Origin of the sequence: Aquihabitans sp. G128 (genome assembly GCF_019048865.1) — a bacterium.
Taxonomy (GTDB): Bacteria; Actinomycetota; Acidimicrobiia; order Acidimicrobiales; family Iamiaceae; genus Aquihabitans.
On the sequence record NZ_CP077604.1, the window covers coordinates 4,879,331 to 4,897,616 of the forward strand.

Sequence of the window (18,286 nt, forward strand, 5' to 3'; positions counted from 1 at the left end):
CTCTCGCCCCGTGCACCGGCTGCGAGACCTCGACGCTCGCGACCGGGTCCTGGCCGTGGTGCTGGCGCTCCTCCTGGCGTCGCCGTTCGTGGCCAGCGTGGCCAAGGCGGTGCACCAGGGCTACACGCCCACCAACGACGAGGCCCTGATCGCCCTGCGCGTCGACGACGTGCTCGCCGGCCACCTGCCGCGCATCGGCCAGCCCAGCACGGCCGATGCCTACGCCGACGTCGACCCGCCCCACCACCCCGGGCCGATCGAGTTCTACCTGCTCGCCGGGCCGGTGGGCCTGCTCGGCCCCGACGTCGGGATGCTGGTGGGCGCTGCGCTGTTCAACCTGGCTGCGGTGCTGGTGGCGGCGTGGGTGGCCTTCCGCCGGGCCGGGCCAGCCGTGGGCCTGGCCGCCGCGGTGGTGGTCTCGGCCGTCGCCTGGTCCGAGGGGCTCGCCGTCCTGAGCGACCCCATCAGCTCGAACATGGGCGGCATCCCGCTGCTCGCCCTGGTCGCCCTGGCCTGGGCGCTGCTCGACGGCGACCTGCGCCTGGTGCCGCTGGCCGCCTTCGCCTTCGCCTTCGTCGCGCAGCAGCACCTGGCGCTGGTGACCATCAGCGTGGGCACGGCGGCGTGGGCGGCGGTGGGCATCGTCCTGGCCCTGGTGGCGCGGGCTCGCGCCCGGCGGGCGGCCGACGAGCCCGCCGAGGCGCCCCGGGCCTGGCCGTGGCTGGCGGGCGGGCTGGTCGTGACCCTGGTGGCGTGGGGCCCGGTCATCGGCGACCAGTTCTGGGGCGACGGCAACCTCGGGCGCATGCTCGAGTTCGCCCGGTCCTCGGACCGGCCCACCCTCGGGCCTCGCGCCGGTGCGGTGCAGGCGCTCCGGGCGCTCGGGCTGCCGCCGATGATCGCCCGCACCGACCTCACGGGCCACGACCTCACGGCCCGCCTGTCGCCGGTCGCCGCCGTCGTGGCGCTGGCGGTCGCCGTCGCCCTCGCGGCGATCGTCGTGGTGCGCTGGCGCACCGCCCGGACCCACGCCACGCTCGCCGCCACGACGCTGGTGCTGGCGGTCGTCGGCGGGCTGAACGGTGCCAACGTCCCCGACTCGATCGAGTCGGGACGCCTGAACTTCTACCGCTGGACCTTCGTGGTCAGCATCGGCATGGTCCTCTCGCTCGCCTGGGCCGCCGCCGCGCTGCTGGCCGCGCGCCGGCCGGCGGTGGCCGAGTCGCGGCTCGGGACGCCGGTGCGCCTGGCCGCGGTGGGCGCGGTGCTGGCCTTCGCCGTCGGCGCCATCGCGGTCGGCGGCCCGCAGGACCGCCGGGACGAGGAGGTCTTCCGCACCTCCCGACGCCTGGGCGCCGCGGGCGTCCGCTCGGTCGAGGGTCGCAAGACGGTGCTGCTGCTGATGCACGGCCAGTCGGCCAACCTCAGCGTCGGCCCCGCCGTGGGGCTGGACCTGGTGGAGGCCGGCCACGAGGTGCGCGTCACCAAGGGCCTGGGTGCCGGCTGGGGCGACCACCTGGTCCTCGATCGCGGCGAGCACGTCGACGCCGTCCTGCTGGTGGCCACGACCAAGGACGCCTTCGCGTCGCCGCTGCCCGGCCGCCTCCTCCGGCGCGAGGACCTCAAGGCGTCCCTCCGGCCGGTGATCGCCAAGCTGGCTGCGCAGCTCCGCGGCCAGCCGCTGGTGTACAGCGAGCGAGGGGAGGAGATCGCCCGCGAGCAGCTGGGCGGCACGGCGGACCAGCGCAGCCTGGTGCGCTACGCCGCCGACGCGCTGGCCGAGAAGCCCGAAGGGGTCCTGCAGGTGACCGCGGTGGTGAAGCTGCTGCAGCACGGCTACCTGACCAGCCCCCAGCTCGACCCGGACGCGCTGGCCGTCCTGGCCGACAGCGGCAACACCTTGAACTGGGGCGACGACGTGCTCGAGGTCCGGCGGCTCACCGTCGCGGAGGCCGAGGCCGCCACCGGGCGGACGCTGCGCGGCTGATGGTCGGTCGGCGCGGGCAGGAAGGCGCCATGGCAGCTGACGAAGACACCATCGAACCGCCCCACGGCTGGGAGCTCACCGGCGATCGCCTCCACCGCGAGCTGGAGTTCGCCGACTTCACCGAGGCGTTCGCCTTCATGACCCGGGTGGCCGCCGAGGCCGAGCGCATGGACCACCACCCGGACTGGTCGAACTCCTACAACACGGTCACCATCGACCTGGTCAGCCACGACGCCGGAGGCCTCACGAGCCGAGACCAGGCGCTGGCGGAGGCCATCAACTCCCTCGTCGATGCCCCCGACGACGTGTAGGCCAAGCAATCAGGGGCCGGCCAGGGCGGCGGCGAGGGCGTCGTCGATCGACGTGGTGGCCAGCTCGGGGCCGGGCACGCGGTGGTCGGGTCGCACGACGGTCTCCTCGCCCATCCCGGCGAAGAGCGCGCTGGTGGCCCACGGGTCGACGCCGGCCGCCACGGAGGTGGCCGGGCCGATCCACTCGGGATCGAGGGGGACGACCGGCAGCACCTTGAGCGTCCGGCCCTGGGCTCGGGCGGCCCGCTCCATCAGGTCGGCGTAGCGGATGACCTCCGGGCCGCCGACGTCGTAGCTCCCCGGCTCAAGCTCCAAGGCGTGCACCAGGGCGGCGACGAGGTCGGCCTGGCCGATGGGTTGGGTGCGGGCCCGTGACGCCTGGGGTGCCAGGACCGGCAGCGGCGAGAAGCTGGCCAACCGGCCGAGCCGGGCCAGCAGCTGGAAGCTGATGCTCTCGGCGCCCAGCACCATCGCCGCCCGCAGCTCGATGGTCTCGCACCGGCGGCGGAGGATGAGGCCCACCTCGTGGCGCGAGCGCAGGTGCGGCGAGCCGAGGCCGGGCTCGCCCAAGCCCCCGAGGTAGACGACCGGGCGGTCGGCTCCCCACAGGTCGGCGAAGCGCTCGGCGCGGTCCCGGTCGACCTGGGCGAAGGAGCGCTGGTCGAGGGCGTGCACGAGGTAGAAGGCGGCATCGGCGGTGCGGGCCGCTTCGCCCGGGTCGGCGCGCCCGTGGGCGTCGAGGTCGAACTGCACCGCTCGACCCGGGCCCCGGTAGGCCTCGGGGTGGCGGGTGCCGGCCACCACCTCGTGGCCTGCAGCCGCCAGCGCCTCGGTGAGCGGACGGCCGATGGCGCCGGTGGCGCCCGTGACGAAGATCTCCATGGCGCCGGTCCTGCCCACGGGCGGGAGCGGGCAGTCTCTGGTGATGCTCGGATCGCTGCTCCTCGTCGCGGGGCTGGTGCTCGCCCTGGCGGCCTGGGCCTTCCTCTTCCGCCGCCCGCCCGAGGGCATCTGGCCCCGCACCTGGTTCACCGCCGGCGTGCTGTCGGCCTTCGCGGTGGCCGCCATGGCGGCGACCGACCGCCTCACCACGGTGGTGGGGCCCATCTCCCCGGTGGCGCTGGCCGCCGGTCTCGGCATCGGGGCCGCCTGGCTGGTGGCGACCCACATCGGCCACAGCGTGCTGTGTCGGCTGTTCCCCGGCTTCCTCGACCAGATCACCGACCTCTACTCGCTCCGCGAGGGCGACCGGGTGTCCACCATGGTGGGCCCGGTGGTGGCCATGGCCGTGGCCGAGGAGCTGTTCTTCCGCGGGTTCGTGCAGGGGCGGCTCGGCCTGCTCGGCGCGGTGGTCGTCTACACGCTGGTCCAGGTGGTGGCGGGCAAGTGGGCCCTCACCCTGGCCGCCCTCCTCGGCGGGGCGGTGTGGGGCGGCCTGCTCTGGCTGACCGACGGGCTGCTCGCGCCGGTCGTCGCCCACGTGCTCTGGACCGGGGCGCTCACCTTCGTCTGGCCCCTGCGGGGCTGCGGCCGACGGGTGGGTGCGGCCGACGCCGCACCCCTGGCCGACGGGGCGTCGTGTGACCGATCACCAGCCCCCCTCGTGGTCGAGCCCGACCCCGCCGGGTAGTCCGGGGCGATGGCCAGCTTCAGCTCCCGCAACCGATCCACCGCAGTGGTGCCTGCCCCGCGAGATGCCATCTGGAAGGTCCTCTCCGACCCCGGTGCCCTGGCCGACCTGACCCCGCTGGTGAAGGCCATCTCGGCCGACGGTGACCTGTGGTGCTGGCAGCTGAACGGCATCTCGGCGCTGGGCGTGAGCGTCGCCCCGGCGTTCACCGAGCGCATGGCCTTCGTCGACGGAGAGCGCATCGACTTCGAGCCCGACCCGCCCTTCGGCGAGCAGCGCGCCGGCGCCACCGGCACCTACCTCCTCAGCGACGGGCCCGACGGCGGCACCCAGCTGGCCATCGACATCACCATCACCGCCGAGCTCCCGCTGCCCCGGGCGGCCAAGCGGGCGGTCGAGAAGGTGATGGCCACCACCATGGAGAAGACCGGCAACCGGTTCGCCCGCAACCTCTACGAGCGGCTGGGCCTCGACCCCAAGTTCGTGGCCAGCCCCGAACCGGCCTGACCGACGCCGGCGAGCGCCGGCACGGCGCAACGTGACATCCGACACGGCACGGTATTTGCAGCTACGGTGCAAGGACTTCGCCCACGGTGTCAGGGGACCTGTGGGTTGGCCGATCGTCACGAGGGGCCCGCCAGCACATGACCCGCGTCAGCGAACGCCGCCAGGTCCTCCCACTGGGTGCGCTGGCCCCGTTCGCCCCCGCCCTGCTGATCGTGCTGCTGCAGCTCGTGGCGTACCCGATGGGGCCCGGGCCGTGGTCGCTCGGCGTGATCTCGGGCCTGCTCTCGGCGCTGGTGGCGCTGGGCCTCGCCCTCGTCTACCGGGCCAACCGGATCTTGAACTTCGCCCAGAGCGACCTGGGAACGGTGCCCACCACCCTGGTGGTCGGCCTGGTCACCATCACCGGCGTGCCCTACCTGGTCGGCATCGCCGCCGGCCTCGCCTCGGCGATCGTGCTCGGCGTGGTGGTCGAGCTGGCGATCATCCGCCGCTTCGCCCGCTCGCCCCGCCTGCTGCTCACCGTGGCCACCCTCGGCATCTCGCAGCTGCTGGCGGTGTGCGCCACCTTGCTGCCGCGGTGGTGGGGCAAGGACATCTTCGCCGAGCAGCGCATCCCCGACCCGATCTCGGCCAGCTTCACCATCGGCACGCAGCGCTTCGGCGGGAGCGAGATCGTGGCCCTCGTGGTGGCGCCCCTGCTGCTGGTGGCCCTCGCCCTGTTCCTGCGGGGCACCGACCTCGGCATCGCGGTGCGGGCCAGCGCCGAGCGCGCCGACCGGGCCGCCCTGCTCGGCATCCCCGTGCGCCGCATCCAGACGCTGGTCTGGGGCGTGGCGGCCACCCTCTCGTTCGTGGGCGTGTTCCTCCACGCCTCGATCTTCGGCGTCGGCAGCGGCGTCACCCTCACGCCGCAGACGCTGGTGTTCGCGCTGGGGGCCCTGGTGCTGGGCCGGCTCGACAACCTCCCGGCGGTCACCGCATCAGCGGTGGCGCTGCGCATCCTCGGCCAGGGCATCGACGTCAACAACCCGAACTCGCCCGGGCGCACCTACGTGGTGCTGGCCGCGGTGATCCTGGTGGGGCTGGTGGCCCGTCGAGCCGGCACCCGCCGGGTCGACACCGACGGCTCGTCGTCGTGGAGCGCGGCCGACGAGGTGCGGCCCGTGCCCCGTGAGCTGCGCGACCTGCCGGTGGTGCGCATCGCCCGGGTGGGCCTGCCCATCCTCGTGGTGGTGCTGGCGGCGCTGGCCCCGCTGGTGCTCGGTGCCGGCGACGAGCTCAAGGCCGCCACCGTGGTGGCCTTCGCCCTCATCACGCTCTCGGTGGTGGTGCTCACCGGCTGGGCCGGCCAGGTGTCGCTCGGGCAGATGTCCTTCGTGGCCGTGGGCGGGGTCATGGGCGCCATCGCCACCCAGACCTGGCACCTCGACCTGTCCCTGGCGCTGATCCTCGCCGGCCTCGCCGGTGCCCTCGTGGCCGTGGTGGTCGGGCTCCCGGCCCTGCGCCTCCCGGGCCTGTACCTGGCCGTGACCACCCTGGCCTTCTCCCTGGCGTCGTCGAACTACCTGCTGAACCGCAAGGAGCAGACCTGGATCCCGCGCGACCGGCTGGCCCGCCCGGCGCTGTTCCGCACCTTCGACCTGTCCAGCCAGGCGGCCATGTACGAGGTCGTGCTGGTGGTGGTGGTGCTGGGCTTCCTGGCGGTCGCCGGCATCCGGCGCAGCCGCACCGGTCGGGTGCTGCTCGCCGTGCGGGACAACGAGCGGGGGGGGCCGCCGCCTATTCGGTGGCCACCGTGCGGGCCAAGCTCACCGGCTTCGCCCTGTCGGGCTTCCTCGCCGCGGTGGCCGGGTGCCTCCTGGTCCACGTCAACCAGGGCTACACCGAGCAGCCCTTCGTGGCCGCCGAGAGCCTGGGCGTGTTCACCGCCGCCGTGGTCGGCGGGCTCGGCTCGCTGGCCGGCGCCGCCCTCGGGGCCCTCTACCTCAACGGCGGCGTCTGGTTCCTGCCCGACCGGTGGCGCCTCCTGCCCTCGGCGGTGGGCGTGCTGTTCGTGCTGCTCGTGCTGCCCGGCGGGCTGGGCACGCTGCTCTACCGCGGCCGGGACGCGGTGCTGCGCTGGCTGGCCGAGCGCAAGGGGATCGTGGTGGCCAGCCTCCTGGCCGACCGAGCCGACGACGACGCCGTGCCCGCCGCCATCAAGGTCGACATGCCCGGTCGTCCGGGCGCCGACCCCGTCGAAGATCCGGCCGACGAGCCCGTGGGGAGCGGCACCCGATGACCACCACCCTCGACGCCGAACCGGCCGAGGCCCCCGTGCCCGAGCCCGACAAGGGGCCTTGGCGCTCACGGGCCTGGCTCGGCGCAGCGGGCTGGTACCCGCTGGCCATCCTGTTCGGCCTCAACATGGCCGACGAGCTCGACCGCAGCGCCTACCTCGTGCTGCTGCCGGAGATCCGCGACGACTTCGGCCTGTCGAACTCCGGCATCCTCAGCGTCGTCGCGCTGGCGGCGGCGTGCGCGCTGCTGCTCACCGTGCCCATCGCCCACCTCGCCGACCGCTCGAGCCGGGTGCGCCTCGCCCTGCTGGGCGCCGCGGTGTGGGGCGCCTTCTCCCTCGGCACCGGCCTCTCGTTCGCCGTGTGGGTCCTGATCGTCATGCGCTCGGGCGCCGCCATCGGCCAGGGCGTCATCTTCCCCACCCACAACAGCCTGCTGGCCGACTACTACCCCATCGAGAGCCGCACGAGGGTGTACTCCATCCACCGCGCCGCCAACAGCGTGGGGGTCATCATCGGCCTGCTGGTGGGGGCGGGGCTGGCCGAGGCGTTCGGGTGGCGCACGCCGTTCGTGGTGTTCGCCTTCCCCACCTTCGTGCTCGTCGTCCTGGGCCTGAAGCTCACCGACCCGGGCCGCGGCCACTTCGAGCGGGAGGCGGCCGACCTCGGGGTCGACACCACCATGGAGGAGGAGCCCCCGTCGTTCGCCGAGGCGGTCCGCATGGTGTGGACCATCCGCAGCCTCCGGCGGATCTTCGTGGCGCTGCCCTTCCTCGCCGCCTCCATCGTGGGCCTCGGGTCCCTCGCCTCGCTCCAGTACGCCGAGACCTTCGACCTCACCGAGGTCCAGCGGGCCATGGCCAACGTGCCGGTGCAGCTCGTGGAGCTGCTCGGCGTGTGGATCGGCGCCAAGCTCACCACGATGGCGTTCCGCAAGGGAGCGCCCCACATCTTCAAGATCCTGACCTACAGCGCGTTCCTGGCCTCCGCCGGCGCCCTGGGGTTCGCGGCGGCGCCGAACGTCGCACTCGCCGTCGTGGCCCACGCCCTGGTGGCGGGTGCGCTGGTGATCGTCGGCCCGGGCGTCATGGCGTCGCTGTCGCTGGCCATCCCGCCCCGGGCCCGGTCCATGGGCTTCTCCATCGGCGCGCTGTGGGTCCTGCCCGGGCTGCTCGTCATCCCGTTCGTGGGCTGGGTGGGCGACAACTGGGGCTTCCGCTGGGGCATGGTCGTGCTGGTGCCCGTGTTCCTGGTTGGCGGCCTGCTCATCGCCTCGGTGGGCGCGGTGATCGAGGACGACATCGCCCAGGTCTGGACCGGCACCGCCACCCGCGCCCAGATGCTGCAGGAGCGGGCCGACGGCAAGCTCCCCCTGCTCAGCGTGCGGGGCGTGCACGTGTCCTACGGCGACGTGCGGGTGCTGTTCGGCGTCGACCTCGACGTGGCCGAGGGCGAGGTCATCGCCCTCCTGGGCACGAACGGTGCCGGCAAGTCGACCTTGCTCAAGGCCATCTCCGGCGTGGCCATCGCCGATCGCGGCGCGATCGTGTTCGACGGGCGCGACATCACCCACGCCCCTCCGGAGGAGATCGCCCCGCGAGGCATCGCCCAGGTGCCGGGCGGCCAGGGCGTGTTCCCCGGCCTCACCGTGGCCGAGAACCTGCGGGCGGCCGGGTGGATGCTGCGCCACGACCGGGCGCTGCGCACCGCCCGGGTGGCCGAGGCCCTCGAGCTGTTCCCGATCCTGGCCCAGCGCGCCGACGACCCGGCCGCCGACCTGTCGGGCGGCCAGCAGCAGATGCTGGCCCTGGCCATGGCCTTCCTGGCCGAGCCCCGCCTCCTGATGATCGACGAGCTCTCGCTCGGCCTGGCCCCGGTGGTGGTGGAGCAGCTCTTGGGCGTGGTCCGCGACCTCAGCGCCCGGGGCACCACGATCATCCTCGTGGAGCAGTCGGTGAACGTGGCGCTCACCGTCGCCGACACCGCCTACTTCATGGAGAAGGGCGAGATCCGCTTCCACGGGCCCACCGCCGAGCTGCTGGAGCGACCCGACGTGCTGCGCTCGGTGTTCCTCCAGGGTGCTGCGGCCGGCCTCGCCGACGTCGCCTCCATCGAGGCCGACGTCCCCGCCCCGGTGGCCGGCAACGGCGGGCCCGCCGTGCCGGCCCGGGCCCGGGTGGTGGCGGCATCGCCGCCGGCCCCGGCCGTCGAGGCCGACGCGGCGGCCCTCTCGGTCGAGGGCGTGTCGGTGCGCTTCGGCGGCATCCGGGCCGTCAGCGACGTCAGCTTCTCGGTGGCGCCCGGCGAGGTCGTCGGCCTCATCGGGCCCAACGGCGCCGGCAAGACGACGGTGCTCGACCTCGTCTCGGGCTACACCACCCCCGAGACCGGGCGGGTGCTGCTCGGCGGCCTCGACGTCTCCGGCCTGCGACCGCACCGCCGGGCCTTGCTCGGCCTGGGCCGCAGCTTCCAGGACTCGCGCCTGTTCCCCTCGCTGACGGTCGAGGAGGTGCTGCTGGTGGCGCTCGAGCGCTGGCTCGACGTGCGGGACCCGCTCAACGCCGCCTTCCGCCTGCCGCCGTTCGTCGACAGCGAGGTGGCCGCCCACCACCGCGTCGACGAGCTGGTGGAGCTGCTCGGCCTCGGGGCGTTCCGCTCGAAGTTCGTCGGCGAGCTCTCCACCGGGTCGCGGCGCGTGGTCGACATCGGTTGCGTGCTGGCCCACGGCCCGTCGGTGGTGCTGCTCGACGAGCCGTCGTCCGGCATCGCCCAGCGCGAGGCCGAGGCGCTGGGCCCGCTGCTGCTGGGCATCCGCGACTCGCTCGACGCCAGCCTCGTGGTCATCGAGCACGACATGTCGCTCATCTCCTCGGTGTCGGACCGCCTCGTGGCCCTCGACCAGGGCCGTCTCGTCACCGACGGCCCGCCGGCCGACGTGCTCGCCCACCCTGCGGTGGTCGAGTCCTACCTGGGCGGCGACGCCGCCGTCATCGGGCGCTCCGGCGCCACCCAACCCGCCGCAACCCCCTCCGGGAGCCAGCCATGACGCCCAGGACCGCCACCCCGCCGCCTCGCGCGTCGGTGTTCGCCCGCTTCGGCCCGCTCGTGGCCGTGCTCGTCGCCCTCGGCCTGGTGGCCGGGTTCGCCTCCACCGGGCGCGAGGACGAGACCGTCACGGCCGGCACGAGCGAGGTGGGCAGCTCCAAGAGCAAGCTGCCCATCACCTGGGCCGAGGCCGAGAAGGCCGGCACCACCGACGACCTCGACTGGGGCGACAACTGCGACCCGAAGACCGGCCGCATCACCATTCCGTCGAACTACGCCCCGCCCTGCGTGGCGGCCCGCCCCGGCGTGAAGGGCGGTGCCACCTCGCCCGGCGTCACCGCCGACACCATCACCGTGGTGGCCTACGAGTCGCCCGACGACGACCTCGCCGCCAGCCTCCAGGCGCAGCTCGACCCCGCCGACAAGCGGGAGGCAACCGGCGGCGAGCTGCTCAAGCTGGTGCAGGACCGGTTCTCCATGTGGGGCCGCAAGCTCAAGATCGTCCGGTTCAAGGGCACCGGCTCCGACGAGACCTCGTCGCGCGCCGATGCCGTCAAGGTGGCCACCGAGATCGGCGCCTTCGCCTCGCTCGGCGGGCCGAGCCAGCAGGGGGCCTACGCGGATGAGCTCGCCAGCCGCGGCGTGCTGTGCCTGGGCTGCGGGCTCTCGGTCCCGGACTCCACCTTCCAGAAGAACGCCCCCTACATGTGGGGCAACCTCCAGACGCCGGAGCAGTACCTGCTCACCCTCGGTGACTACCTGATCGGTCGGCTCAACGGGCGCAAGGCCGAGTTCGCCGGCGACCCCGCCCTGCGCAAGCGGAAGCGGGTCTTCGGCTCGATCCACTTCGAGCAGGACCCCCCCGGTGTTCGGCCAGACCGAGAAGGTCGTGGCCGAGCGCGGCGCCAAGCTCGGCTACAAGGACAAGGTCAGCCTCACCTACCAGCTGGTGGTGGCGGAGCTGGCCGAGAAGGCCCGCTCGCTCATCTCCCGCATGAAGGAGGAGGGCGTCACCACCGTCGTCTTCCTGGGCGACCCGATCATGCCGATCTACCTCACCCAGGCCGCCACCGACCAGGACTACTTCCCCGAGTGGGTCATCACCGGCACGGTGCTCACCGACACCACGGTCTTCGGCCGCCGCTACGACCAGAAGCAGTGGGCCCACGCCTTCGGCATCTCCAGCCTCCCGGCCCGTCTGCCCCAGGACCAGGGCGAGGCCTGGCGGCTGCACGTCTGGTACACCGGCAAGGAGCCGGTGGCCCCCAAGACGGTGGCGGTCCTCTGGGAGCCGATCCGCCTGCTGGCGCTGGGCATCCACCTGGCCGGGCCGGACCTCACGCCCGAGACCTTCCGCGACGGCATGTTCAGCTACCCGCCCACCGGCGGCACGCCGACCGCGCCCCAGCTCTCCTTCGGCGACCACGGCTTCTTCGAGGCGCCCGACTACCTCGCGGTCGACGACATGCAGGAGATCTGGTGGGACGCCGAGGCCAAGGGCCCCGACGAGCAGGGCGCCGAGGGCACGGGGATGATGCGCTACGCCGACGGCGGCAAGCGGTACCTCGCCGGCAAGATGCCCAAGGTCGCCCCGCACGCGTTCACCGAGAAGGGCTCGGTCACCGGGTACTCGAAGCCGCCGGCCGCCGAAGCGCCGCCCAGCTACCCCTCGCCCGCCAAGGCCGGCGGCTGAGCCGGGCCACCTACCATCGGCCCATGGCCGACGTCACCGTGTTCCACAACCCGAACTGCTCCACCTCGCGCCACGCGCTCGACGAGGTGGGCGCCGCCGGCAGCGACGCCGAGGTCGTGCAGTACCTCAAGCAGCCGCTCGACCGGCCGGCGCTGCTGGCCCTCATCGAGAAGCTCGAGGACCCCGCCGCCGACCTCGTCCGCAAGGACGGCTTCTTCAAGGACCAGGGCCTGAGCCCGGACGACTACGTGACCCCCGAGGCCGTCGCCGACCTGCTGGTGACCCACCCCCGCCTCATGCAGCGCCCCGTCCTGGTCCGCGGCGACCGCGCCATCATCGGCCGCCCCAAGGACCGCGTCCCCGCCTTCCTCGCCGACTGAGCGCCGCACCTCGACGCACCTCCCCCGGGCGCGAAGTCGTCGCACTTCTGCACGCATCCGGTGCAGAAGTGCAACGACTTCGTGGGCTCGGTCAGGCGGCGGCGGCCTGCTCGGGGGCGGGCTCGAGGGCCCAACCGATGACGTCGGCGACGTCGCTGGCCAGGTGGACGGTGAGCTCGTCGCGCACCGCCTGGGGCAGGTCGTCGAGGTCGGGCTCGTTGCGGGCCGGGATGATGATCTCCGTGAGGCCCAGCCGGTGGGCGGCGAGCAGCTTCTGCTTCACGCCGCCGATCGGCAGGACCCGGCCCTGCAGCGTGACCTCGCCGGTCATGGCCACGTTGGCCTTGACCGGGCGGCCGGTGAACAAGCTCACCAGCGCCGTGGTCATGGTGATGCCGGCCGACGGGCCGTCCTTGGGCACGGCCCCAGCGGGGAAGTGCACGTGGACGTTGCGGCGATCGGCGCCGGCCGGGATGGCCAGGGCGTCGCGGTGGGCCCGCACGTAGGAGAGGGCGATGCGAGCCGACTCCTTCATGACGTCGCCCAGCTGGCCGGTGACGGTCAGGGCCGACTTCTCGGCGTCGCCGTCGTCGGCGGGCAGGGCGCTGACCTCCACGAAGAGGACGTCGCCGCCCGCACCGGTCACGGCGAGGCCGGTGGCCACGCCGGGCACGGCCACCCGATCGGCGATGTCGGTGTCGTGGAACCGAGCTCGACCCAGCAGGTCCGGCACCGTCTCGGGGGTGACGGCGACGGGCTCGCCGGGCGTGACGGCGACCTTGGTGGCCACCTTGCGCAGCACCTTGGCGAGGGCCCGCTCCAGCGAGCGGACGCCCGCCTCCCGGGTGTAGCCGCCGACGATGGCCCGCAGGGCGTCGTCGGAGACCGTGACCTCGTCGGCGCCGAGGCCGGCCCGCTCCAGCTGGCGCACCAGCAGGTGGTCCCGGGCGATGGCGACCTTCTCGTCCTCGGTGTAGCCGTCGAGCGAGACGACCTCCATGCGGTCGAGGAGGGGACCGGGGATGGTGTCGAGCTGGTTGGCGGTGGCGATGAAGATCACGTCTGACAGGTCGAGCTCGACCTCCAGGTAGTGGTCCCGGAAGGCGTGGTTCTGGGCGGGGTCGAGGACCTCGAGCAGCGCCGCCGAGGGGTCGCCCCGGTAGTCGTTGCCCACCTTGTCGATCTCGTCCAGCAGGACCACGGGGTTCATGGTCCCGGCCTCGGCCATGGCCCGGACCAGGCGGCCGGGCTGGGCGCCGACGTAGGTGCGCCGGTGACCGCGGATCTCGGCCTCGTCGCGCACGCCGCCGAGGGCGACCCGCACGAACGACCGGCCCAGGGCCCGGGCGATGGACTCGCCGAGGCTGGTCTTGCCCACCCCGGGAGGCCCCACCAGGGTGAGGATCGTGCTGTTGCGCTGCCGGCCACGGGGGCCGGTGGCCACGACGGGCTGGGGGCCCGACTCAGTCCCGATCACCAGCTCCGGCTCGGTGACATCGACGCCCGCGTGGTCGGTCGCCTCGTCGCTGGCGTCGACGACGGCCGGATCGGTAGATCCCCCGGTCGGATCGGCGCCTTGGTCCGCCTCGGCGGGGGAGGGGCCGCCGGTCGCGTCGAGGCCCCGGTCGGCGCGGAGCTTGCGGACGGCCAGCTCCTCGACGATGCGGTCCTTGACCTCGTCCAGGCCCTTGTGGTCGGCGTCGAGCACGGCGCGGGCGTGGACCAGGTCCAGCTTGTCGGCCGACCGCTCGCCCCAGGGCAGGTCGAGCACGGTGTCGAGCCAGGTGCGGATCCAGCCGTGCTCGGGCGACTGCTCGCTGGAGCGCTCCAGCTTGTCGATGTCGCGCTCGAGGGCCACCCGGACCGCCTCGGGCAGGTTCCGCTCGGCCACCTTGGTGCGGTAGGCGTCGGGGCCCTCTTCGCCGTCGCCGTCGCCCTCGCCCAGCTCCTTGCGGATGGCGGCCAGCTGCTGGCGCAGGATGAACTCCCGCTGGTTCTTCTCGAGGCCGTCGGTGACCTCGGTGCGGATGCGCTCGGTCAGCTCGGCCTCGGCCAGGGCCTCCTTGGCCCAGCTCAGGACCTTGCCGACCCGCTCGGCGACGTCGATGGTCTCCAGCAGCTCGACCTTGCGCTCGAGGCTCAGGTCCGGCCACCAGCCGGCAGCGTCGGCCAGGGCGTCGGGCTCGTCGAGGCCCCGCAGGACCTCCACCAGGCGCCGGCCGCCCAGCTGCTCGAACAGGGCCCGGAAGGCCGCCCGCAGCTCGTTGCCCTTCTCGCGAGCCTCGTCGGTCACCTCGGGGTGCACGGGCTCGGCCTCGAGCCACAGGACGGTGCCGGTGCCGGCCACGCCGGTGCGCAGCAGCGCCCGGTCAGTGGCCCGCACCACGAGGGCGGGGATGCCCGACGGCAGGGTGCCGCGGGACTCGATGGTGGCGACGGTGCCGACGTTGGCGTGGCGACCGTCGACCCGGGGCACGAGCAGGAGGCGCCCGTCGTCGCCCGCAGCCTCGACGGCGGCCTTGGCGTCGTCGGTCTCCAGGGCGATGGTGAGGACCATGCCGGGGAGGACCACGCCGCTGGTGAGCGGCAGGACCGGCAGGGTGAGGGTGGAGGTTTCGGTGTCGGACAAGGTGGGCTCCTCGGGGGGAGATGTGGAACCCTGACAACTCTGCCAGCAAAGTTGCTATTCCCCCACCCAACTTCCGAATCAGAAGCCACCCCTGGTTGCGCGCTCAACCATCAACTTCACCGCCCCGGTCTGGCAGACCCAGCCCCCGGTCGCCCCTCCCGGCCCGTCGCCGTCCCCACCTTCCGCAACTTGTGGGCCCACACCGCCGAAGATGGCGCTCTGGGCCCACAAGTTCGAGGTGGTGGGAGGGGGTGGGGGCGGTCGGCGGGCCGACGACCGGGTGGGAGCGGGCGCGAAGGAAGGGCTGAACCTCAGGTCGAGGGTCAGGGTCCGGGCGGCTGGGGGTGGCGGGCCGATCAGGCCGGGTGGGCCTCGGCGGCCTCGTCGACGCCCTGCATGAGGGTGTTCCAGGCCAGGGTGGCGCACTTGATGCGGACGGGGAACTTCACCACGCCGCGCAGCGCCTCGAGGTCGCCCAGCTTCACGTCCTCGACCGGTTCGCCGTCGGCATCGAGCTCCTCACCGGACTCGCCATCGGTGTCGAGCGAGCTCTCGTGCAGCGACATCATCCCCTTGAAGGCCCGGGTGAGGGCCCGGACCTCGGCGAGGGTCTTGCCCTTCACCGCCGCCGACATCATCGAGGCGGAGGACTGGCTGATGGAGCAGCCGGTGCCGCCGATGCGGATGTCGCCGACCGTCCCGGAGGCGTCGACGTCGAGGTACACCACGATCTCGTCGCCGCACAGCGGGTTGAAGCCCTCGGTGCGGGTGGCCGGGGGCGTCTCCAGCTCGCCCCGGTTCCGGGGGGAGCGGTAGTGGTCGAGGATGATCTCGCGGTAGAGATCCTCGAGTCCTGGCATGTCTGGCCTCGCAATGTGGTTCCGGGGATCCGATCGCCGGAGGCGATCAGAACGAGAAGAAGTCTGCCGCTTCGCCGAGGGCGTCGGCCAACGCATCGACGTCGTCGGTGTCGTTGTACACGTAGAACGACGCCCGGGCGGTGGCCCCGACGCCGAGCACCTTCATGAGCGGCTTGGCGCAGTGGTGGCCCGGGCGGACGCAGACGGCGTGCTCGTCGAGCACCTGCGCCAGGTCGTGCGGGTGGATGCCCTCCATGGCCAGCGAGAGCACGCCGCCGCGAGCGGCCGGCTCGGCCGGGCCGTGGATGGTAAGGGCCTCGCCGAAGCGCTCGGTGAGCGTGCGCAGGGCGTAGGCGGTGATGGTGACCTCGTGCTCGCGCACGGCGTCCATGCCCAGCGCGTCGAGGTAGTCGACCGCGGCGTGCAGGCCGATGATCTCGGCCACCGGCGGGGTGCCCGCCTCGAACTTGGCGGGCAGCGCGGCGGGCGTGAACCCGTCGAGCGTGACGTTGAGGATCATGCCGCCGCCGCCCAGGAACGTCGGCATGGCGTCGAGCAGGGCCTCGCGGCCCCACAGCACGCCGATGCCGGTGGGGCCGAGCATCTTGTGGCCGGAGAAGGCGGCGAAGTCGACGCCCAGGGACACGACGTCGGTGGCCAGGTGGGGCACGTACTGGCAGGCGTCCAAGCAGACCAGGGCACCGGCGGCGTGGGCCTTCTCGGTGAGCTCCCGGACCGGCGTGAGCGTGCCGGTGACGTTCGACATGGCCGTGAGGGCCAGCAGCTTCACGCCGTCGAGCAGGCGGTCGATGTCGGTGAGGTCGAGCTGGGCGTCGGCGGTGAGCGGGATCCAGCGGATCTCGAAGCCCTTCTCGGCCTGGAGCTGGAACCACGGGACGATGTTGGCGTGGTGCTCGAGCTGCGTGAGCAGCACGGCGTCGCCCGGGCCGAGGTTGGCGCCGCCCCAGGAGCGGGCCACCAGGTTCAGCGACTCCGTGGCGTTCTTCGAGAAGATGACCTCGGTCTCGGGGTTCGGGGCGCCGATGAAGCGGCCGACCCGGACCCGGGACGCCTCGAGGGCGTTGGTGGCGGCCTCGGCGATCTCGTAGACGCCGCGGTGCACGTTGGCGTTGATGGTCTCGTAGTAGGTGGTCATCGCATCGATGACCACCTGCGGCTTCTGGGAGGACGCCGCCGAGTCCAGGTAGTGGATCGGCCCGCCCTTGAGCTCGCGCTGCAGCAGCGGGAAGTCGGCCTTGACCTTGGCGACGTCGAAGGTGCGGGTGACCTCGGCGGTGCTCATGCGCCGACCGGCGTTCTCCAGGACTCGTAGCCGTCGGCTTCGAGCCGGGCCACGAGCTCCATGCCGCCGGACTCCACGATCCGGCCGTCGATCAGCAGGTGCACGTGCGACGGCTGGATCTCGTCCAGCAGGCGCTGGTAGTGGGTGACCACCAGGAGGCCGAGGTCGGGCCGGTCGGCCTGGACCTCGCGCACGCCCTGGGCGACCACCCGGAGGGCGTCGATGTCGAGGCCGGAGTCGGTCTCGTCGAGGATGGCGACCTCGGGCTCGAGGATGGCCATCTGCAGGATCTCGTTGCGCTTCTTCTCGCCGCCGGAGAAGCCCTCGTTGAGGTAGCGGTCGGCGAAGGCCGGGTCCATGTCCAGCCGCTCCATCCACTCCATGATGCTGAGCCGCAGCTCCAGGACCGAGAGGTCGATGCCCTTGCGGGCCGAGAGGGCCTGGCGCAGGAAGTTGATGACCGACACGCCCGGGATGGTCTGCGGGTACTGGAAGGCCAGGAACACGCCGGCCTTGCCGCGGTCGTCGGGGCCCCAGGTGGTGATGTCGTCGCCCTTGAAGCGGATGGTGCCGCCGGTGACCTGGTAGTCCGGGCTGCCGAGCAGGGCGCTGGCCAGCGTGCTCTTGCCGGAGCCGTTGGGCCCCATGAGGGCGTGGACCTCGCCGGCGCCGATGGTGAGGCTGACCCCACGGAGGATCTCGTTGCCGTCGGCGCTGACGTGCAGGTCGTCGATCTCGAAGATGGGTGCTCCGGACATGGGGGCCAGTGTATTAGCACTACGGCCATAGTGGTAATGCCGACGCCGGGAACTTCGTCACGTCGGCGCCGGTTGGGTAGGGAGCGGCCCGTGGGTCTCGTCCACGTGCGCTGACCAGCGGATCTTGCGATCCGCGAAATCCCCGGCCCGCCGGGACCAGAACCGCCCGCCGCGCTGTTGCATGGGGGGGGAACATCCGTCGAACCAGGTGCCCAGGAGGTGCCCGACATGCTGTGGAGCCGTACCAAGCCCGAGATGCCGACCGCGGAGACGGCCCTGCCCGGCCGCGACCAGCCGGCCTTCGACATCACCGGCGTGCACGCCGTCAACGGGCACTCGATCGTGCCTCCCTTCCCGGAGGGCCACGAGGTCGCCATCTTCGCCCTGGGCTGCTTCTGGGGCGCCGAGCGCCTCTTCTGGAGCATCCCCGGCGTGTGGTCGACCGCGGTCGGCTACGCCGGCGGGTTCACCCCCAACCCCACCTACGAGGAGACCTGTTCGGGCCGCACCGGCCACACGGAGTCGGTCCTCGTGGTCTTCGACCCCGCCGTGGTCCCGTACCGGCAGCTCCTGCAGGTCTTCTTCGACGAGCACGACCCCACCCAGGAGAACCGCCAGGGCAACGACGTCGGCACCCAGTACCGCTCGGCCATCTACTGGACCACCGAGGAGCAGAAGGCCGAGGCCCTGTCGGCGGCCGAGCAGTTCGGCAAGGCGCTGGCCGAGGCGGGCAGGGGCCAGGTGGCCAGCGAGCTGGCTCCCGCCGGCCCGTTCTTCTACGCCGAGGAGTACCACCAGCAGTACCTCCACAAGGTGCCGAACGGCTACTGCGGGCTCAAGGGCACCGGCGTCACGTGCGCCCTCGCCCCGCCGGCCCAGGGCACGGCCGACGCGGCGCCCGCCG

The 18,286-nt window shown here is 73.0% G+C and carries 14 protein-coding genes and 3 pseudogenes; 11 read left to right on the forward strand and 6 right to left on the reverse strand.

All coding sequences use genetic code 11. The annotated features are described in order from the left end of the window. Positions 1-10 precede the first annotated feature (10 nt). The gene (locus KSP35_RS23445; protein WP_216998178.1) at positions 11-1,987 is read left to right on the forward strand and encodes a hypothetical protein; all 1,977 of its coding nucleotides are present in this window, start codon (positions 11-13) and stop codon (positions 1,985-1,987) included. A gap of 29 nt (positions 1,988-2,016) precedes the next feature. Next, positions 2,017-2,298: a 4a-hydroxytetrahydrobiopterin dehydratase gene (locus KSP35_RS23450; protein WP_254126892.1), complete on the forward strand. Its 282-nt coding sequence runs from the start codon at positions 2,017-2,019 to the stop codon at positions 2,296-2,298. A 9-nt stretch (positions 2,299-2,307) separates the two neighbouring features. Here KSP35_RS23450 and KSP35_RS23455 read toward each other — a convergent pair whose 3' ends face one another. Continuing rightward, on the reverse strand, positions 2,308-3,180 hold the full coding sequence (locus tag KSP35_RS23455; protein ID WP_216998180.1) for an NAD-dependent epimerase/dehydratase family protein: 873 nt from the start codon (positions 3,178-3,180) through the stop codon (positions 2,308-2,310). Between KSP35_RS23455 and KSP35_RS23460 the strand changes: the two genes are divergently transcribed. The 3 genes and pseudogenes from KSP35_RS23460 to KSP35_RS26315 all read left to right on the forward strand — a co-directional run. Continuing rightward, a complete protein-coding gene (locus tag KSP35_RS23460) occupies positions 3,164-3,928 on the forward strand; it encodes a CPBP family intramembrane glutamic endopeptidase (protein ID WP_216998181.1) in 765 nt (254 codons plus the stop codon). The two genes, KSP35_RS23455 and KSP35_RS23460, sit on opposite strands and share 17 nt — an antisense overlap. Positions 3,929-3,937: 9 nt before the next feature. Then, complete coding sequence (locus tag KSP35_RS23465; protein ID WP_216998182.1) at positions 3,938-4,435, forward strand: SRPBCC family protein; 498 nt, start codon at positions 3,938-3,940, stop codon at positions 4,433-4,435. Positions 4,436-4,674: 239 nt separating this feature from the next. Further along, positions 4,675-5,454: pseudogene (locus tag KSP35_RS26315) on the forward strand (branched-chain amino acid ABC transporter permease); the annotation flags it as partial. A gap of 29 nt (positions 5,455-5,483) precedes the next feature. Here KSP35_RS26315 and KSP35_RS24945 read toward each other — a convergent pair. Continuing rightward, positions 5,484-5,831: a hypothetical protein gene (locus tag KSP35_RS24945; RefSeq protein ID WP_254126893.1), complete on the reverse strand. Its 348-nt coding sequence runs from the start codon at positions 5,829-5,831 to the stop codon at positions 5,484-5,486. Between KSP35_RS24945 and KSP35_RS26320 the strand changes: the two are divergent. The 5 genes and pseudogenes from KSP35_RS26320 to KSP35_RS24955 all read left to right on the forward strand — a co-directional run. Next, positions 5,764-6,141: pseudogene (locus KSP35_RS26320) on the forward strand (branched-chain amino acid ABC transporter permease); the annotation flags it as partial. The gene KSP35_RS24945 and the pseudogene KSP35_RS26320 overlap by 68 nt on opposite strands. 89 nt (positions 6,142-6,230) lie before the next feature. Next, positions 6,231-6,716, forward strand: coding sequence for a hypothetical protein (locus KSP35_RS23480; RefSeq protein WP_254126894.1), 486 nt, complete (start codon positions 6,231-6,233; stop codon positions 6,714-6,716). Further along, complete coding sequence (locus KSP35_RS23485; protein WP_216998185.1) at positions 6,713-9,760, forward strand: MFS transporter; 3,048 nt, start codon at positions 6,713-6,715, stop codon at positions 9,758-9,760. Before KSP35_RS23480 ends, KSP35_RS23485 begins: the two co-directional genes overlap by 4 nt. An 864-nt stretch (positions 9,761-10,624) precedes the next feature. Continuing rightward, a complete protein-coding gene (locus KSP35_RS24950) occupies positions 10,625-11,452 on the forward strand; it encodes a hypothetical protein (RefSeq protein WP_254126895.1) in 828 nt (275 codons plus the stop codon). A 23-nt stretch (positions 11,453-11,475) separates the two neighbouring features. Beyond that, positions 11,476-11,832 (forward strand): ArsC/Spx/MgsR family protein, encoded by a 357-nt coding sequence (locus tag KSP35_RS24955; RefSeq protein WP_254126896.1) that lies wholly within the window; start codon positions 11,476-11,478, stop codon positions 11,830-11,832. Positions 11,833-11,923: 91 nt separating this feature from the next. Here KSP35_RS24955 and lon read toward each other — a convergent pair whose 3' ends face one another. The 4 genes from lon to sufC form a co-directional block, all read right to left on the reverse strand. After that, the gene (gene lon / locus KSP35_RS23495; RefSeq protein ID WP_216998186.1) at positions 11,924-14,461 is read right to left on the reverse strand and encodes an endopeptidase La; all 2,538 of its coding nucleotides are present in this window, start codon (positions 14,459-14,461) and stop codon (positions 11,924-11,926) included. Positions 14,462-14,817: 356 nt separating this feature from the next. Further along, positions 14,818-15,321: a Fe-S cluster assembly sulfur transfer protein SufU gene (gene sufU, locus KSP35_RS23500; protein WP_216998187.1), complete on the reverse strand. Its 504-nt coding sequence runs from the start codon at positions 15,319-15,321 to the stop codon at positions 14,818-14,820. Positions 15,322-15,367: 46 nt separating this feature from the next. Next, positions 15,368-16,624, reverse strand: a complete 1,257-nt coding sequence (locus KSP35_RS23505; protein ID WP_216998188.1) for an aminotransferase class V-fold PLP-dependent enzyme — start codon at positions 16,622-16,624, stop codon at positions 15,368-15,370. Continuing rightward, on the reverse strand, positions 16,621-17,382 hold the full coding sequence (gene sufC / locus KSP35_RS23510) for a Fe-S cluster assembly ATPase SufC (RefSeq protein ID WP_216998189.1): 762 nt from the start codon (positions 17,380-17,382) through the stop codon (positions 16,621-16,623). Before sufC ends, KSP35_RS23505 begins: the two co-directional genes overlap by 4 nt. A gap of 228 nt (positions 17,383-17,610) precedes the next feature. Here sufC and msrA point away from each other — a divergent pair. After that, positions 17,611-18,240, forward strand: a pseudogene (gene msrA / locus KSP35_RS26325) (peptide-methionine (S)-S-oxide reductase MsrA); the annotation flags it as partial. Positions 18,241-18,286: the final 46 nt, after the last annotated feature.

Excerpts from the sequence above, each read along its gene's own strand:
- KSP35_RS23450 (WP_254126892.1), top strand. The coding sequence starts at position 2,017 with ATGGCAGCTGACGAAGACACCATCGAACCGCCCCACGGCTGGGAGCTC.
- KSP35_RS23455 (WP_216998180.1), bottom strand. The coding sequence starts at position 3,180 with ATGGAGATCTTCGTCACGGGCGCCACCGGCGCCATCGGCCGTCCGCTC.
- KSP35_RS23465 (WP_216998182.1), top strand. The coding sequence starts at position 3,938 with ATGGCCAGCTTCAGCTCCCGCAACCGATCCACCGCAGTGGTGCCTGCC.
- KSP35_RS24945 (WP_254126893.1), bottom strand. The coding sequence starts at position 5,831 with ATGACCCCGCCCACGGCCACGAAGGACATCTGCCCGAGCGACACCTGG.
- KSP35_RS23485 (WP_216998185.1), top strand. The coding sequence starts at position 6,713 with ATGACCACCACCCTCGACGCCGAACCGGCCGAGGCCCCCGTGCCCGAG.
- KSP35_RS24955 (WP_254126896.1), top strand. The coding sequence starts at position 11,476 with ATGGCCGACGTCACCGTGTTCCACAACCCGAACTGCTCCACCTCGCGC.
- sufU (WP_216998187.1), bottom strand. The coding sequence starts at position 15,321 with ATGCCAGGACTCGAGGATCTCTACCGCGAGATCATCCTCGACCACTAC.
- KSP35_RS23505 (WP_216998188.1), bottom strand. The coding sequence starts at position 16,624 with ATGAGCACCGCCGAGGTCACCCGCACCTTCGACGTCGCCAAGGTCAAG.
- sufC (WP_216998189.1), bottom strand. The coding sequence starts at position 17,382 with ATGTCCGGAGCACCCATCTTCGAGATCGACGACCTGCACGTCAGCGCC.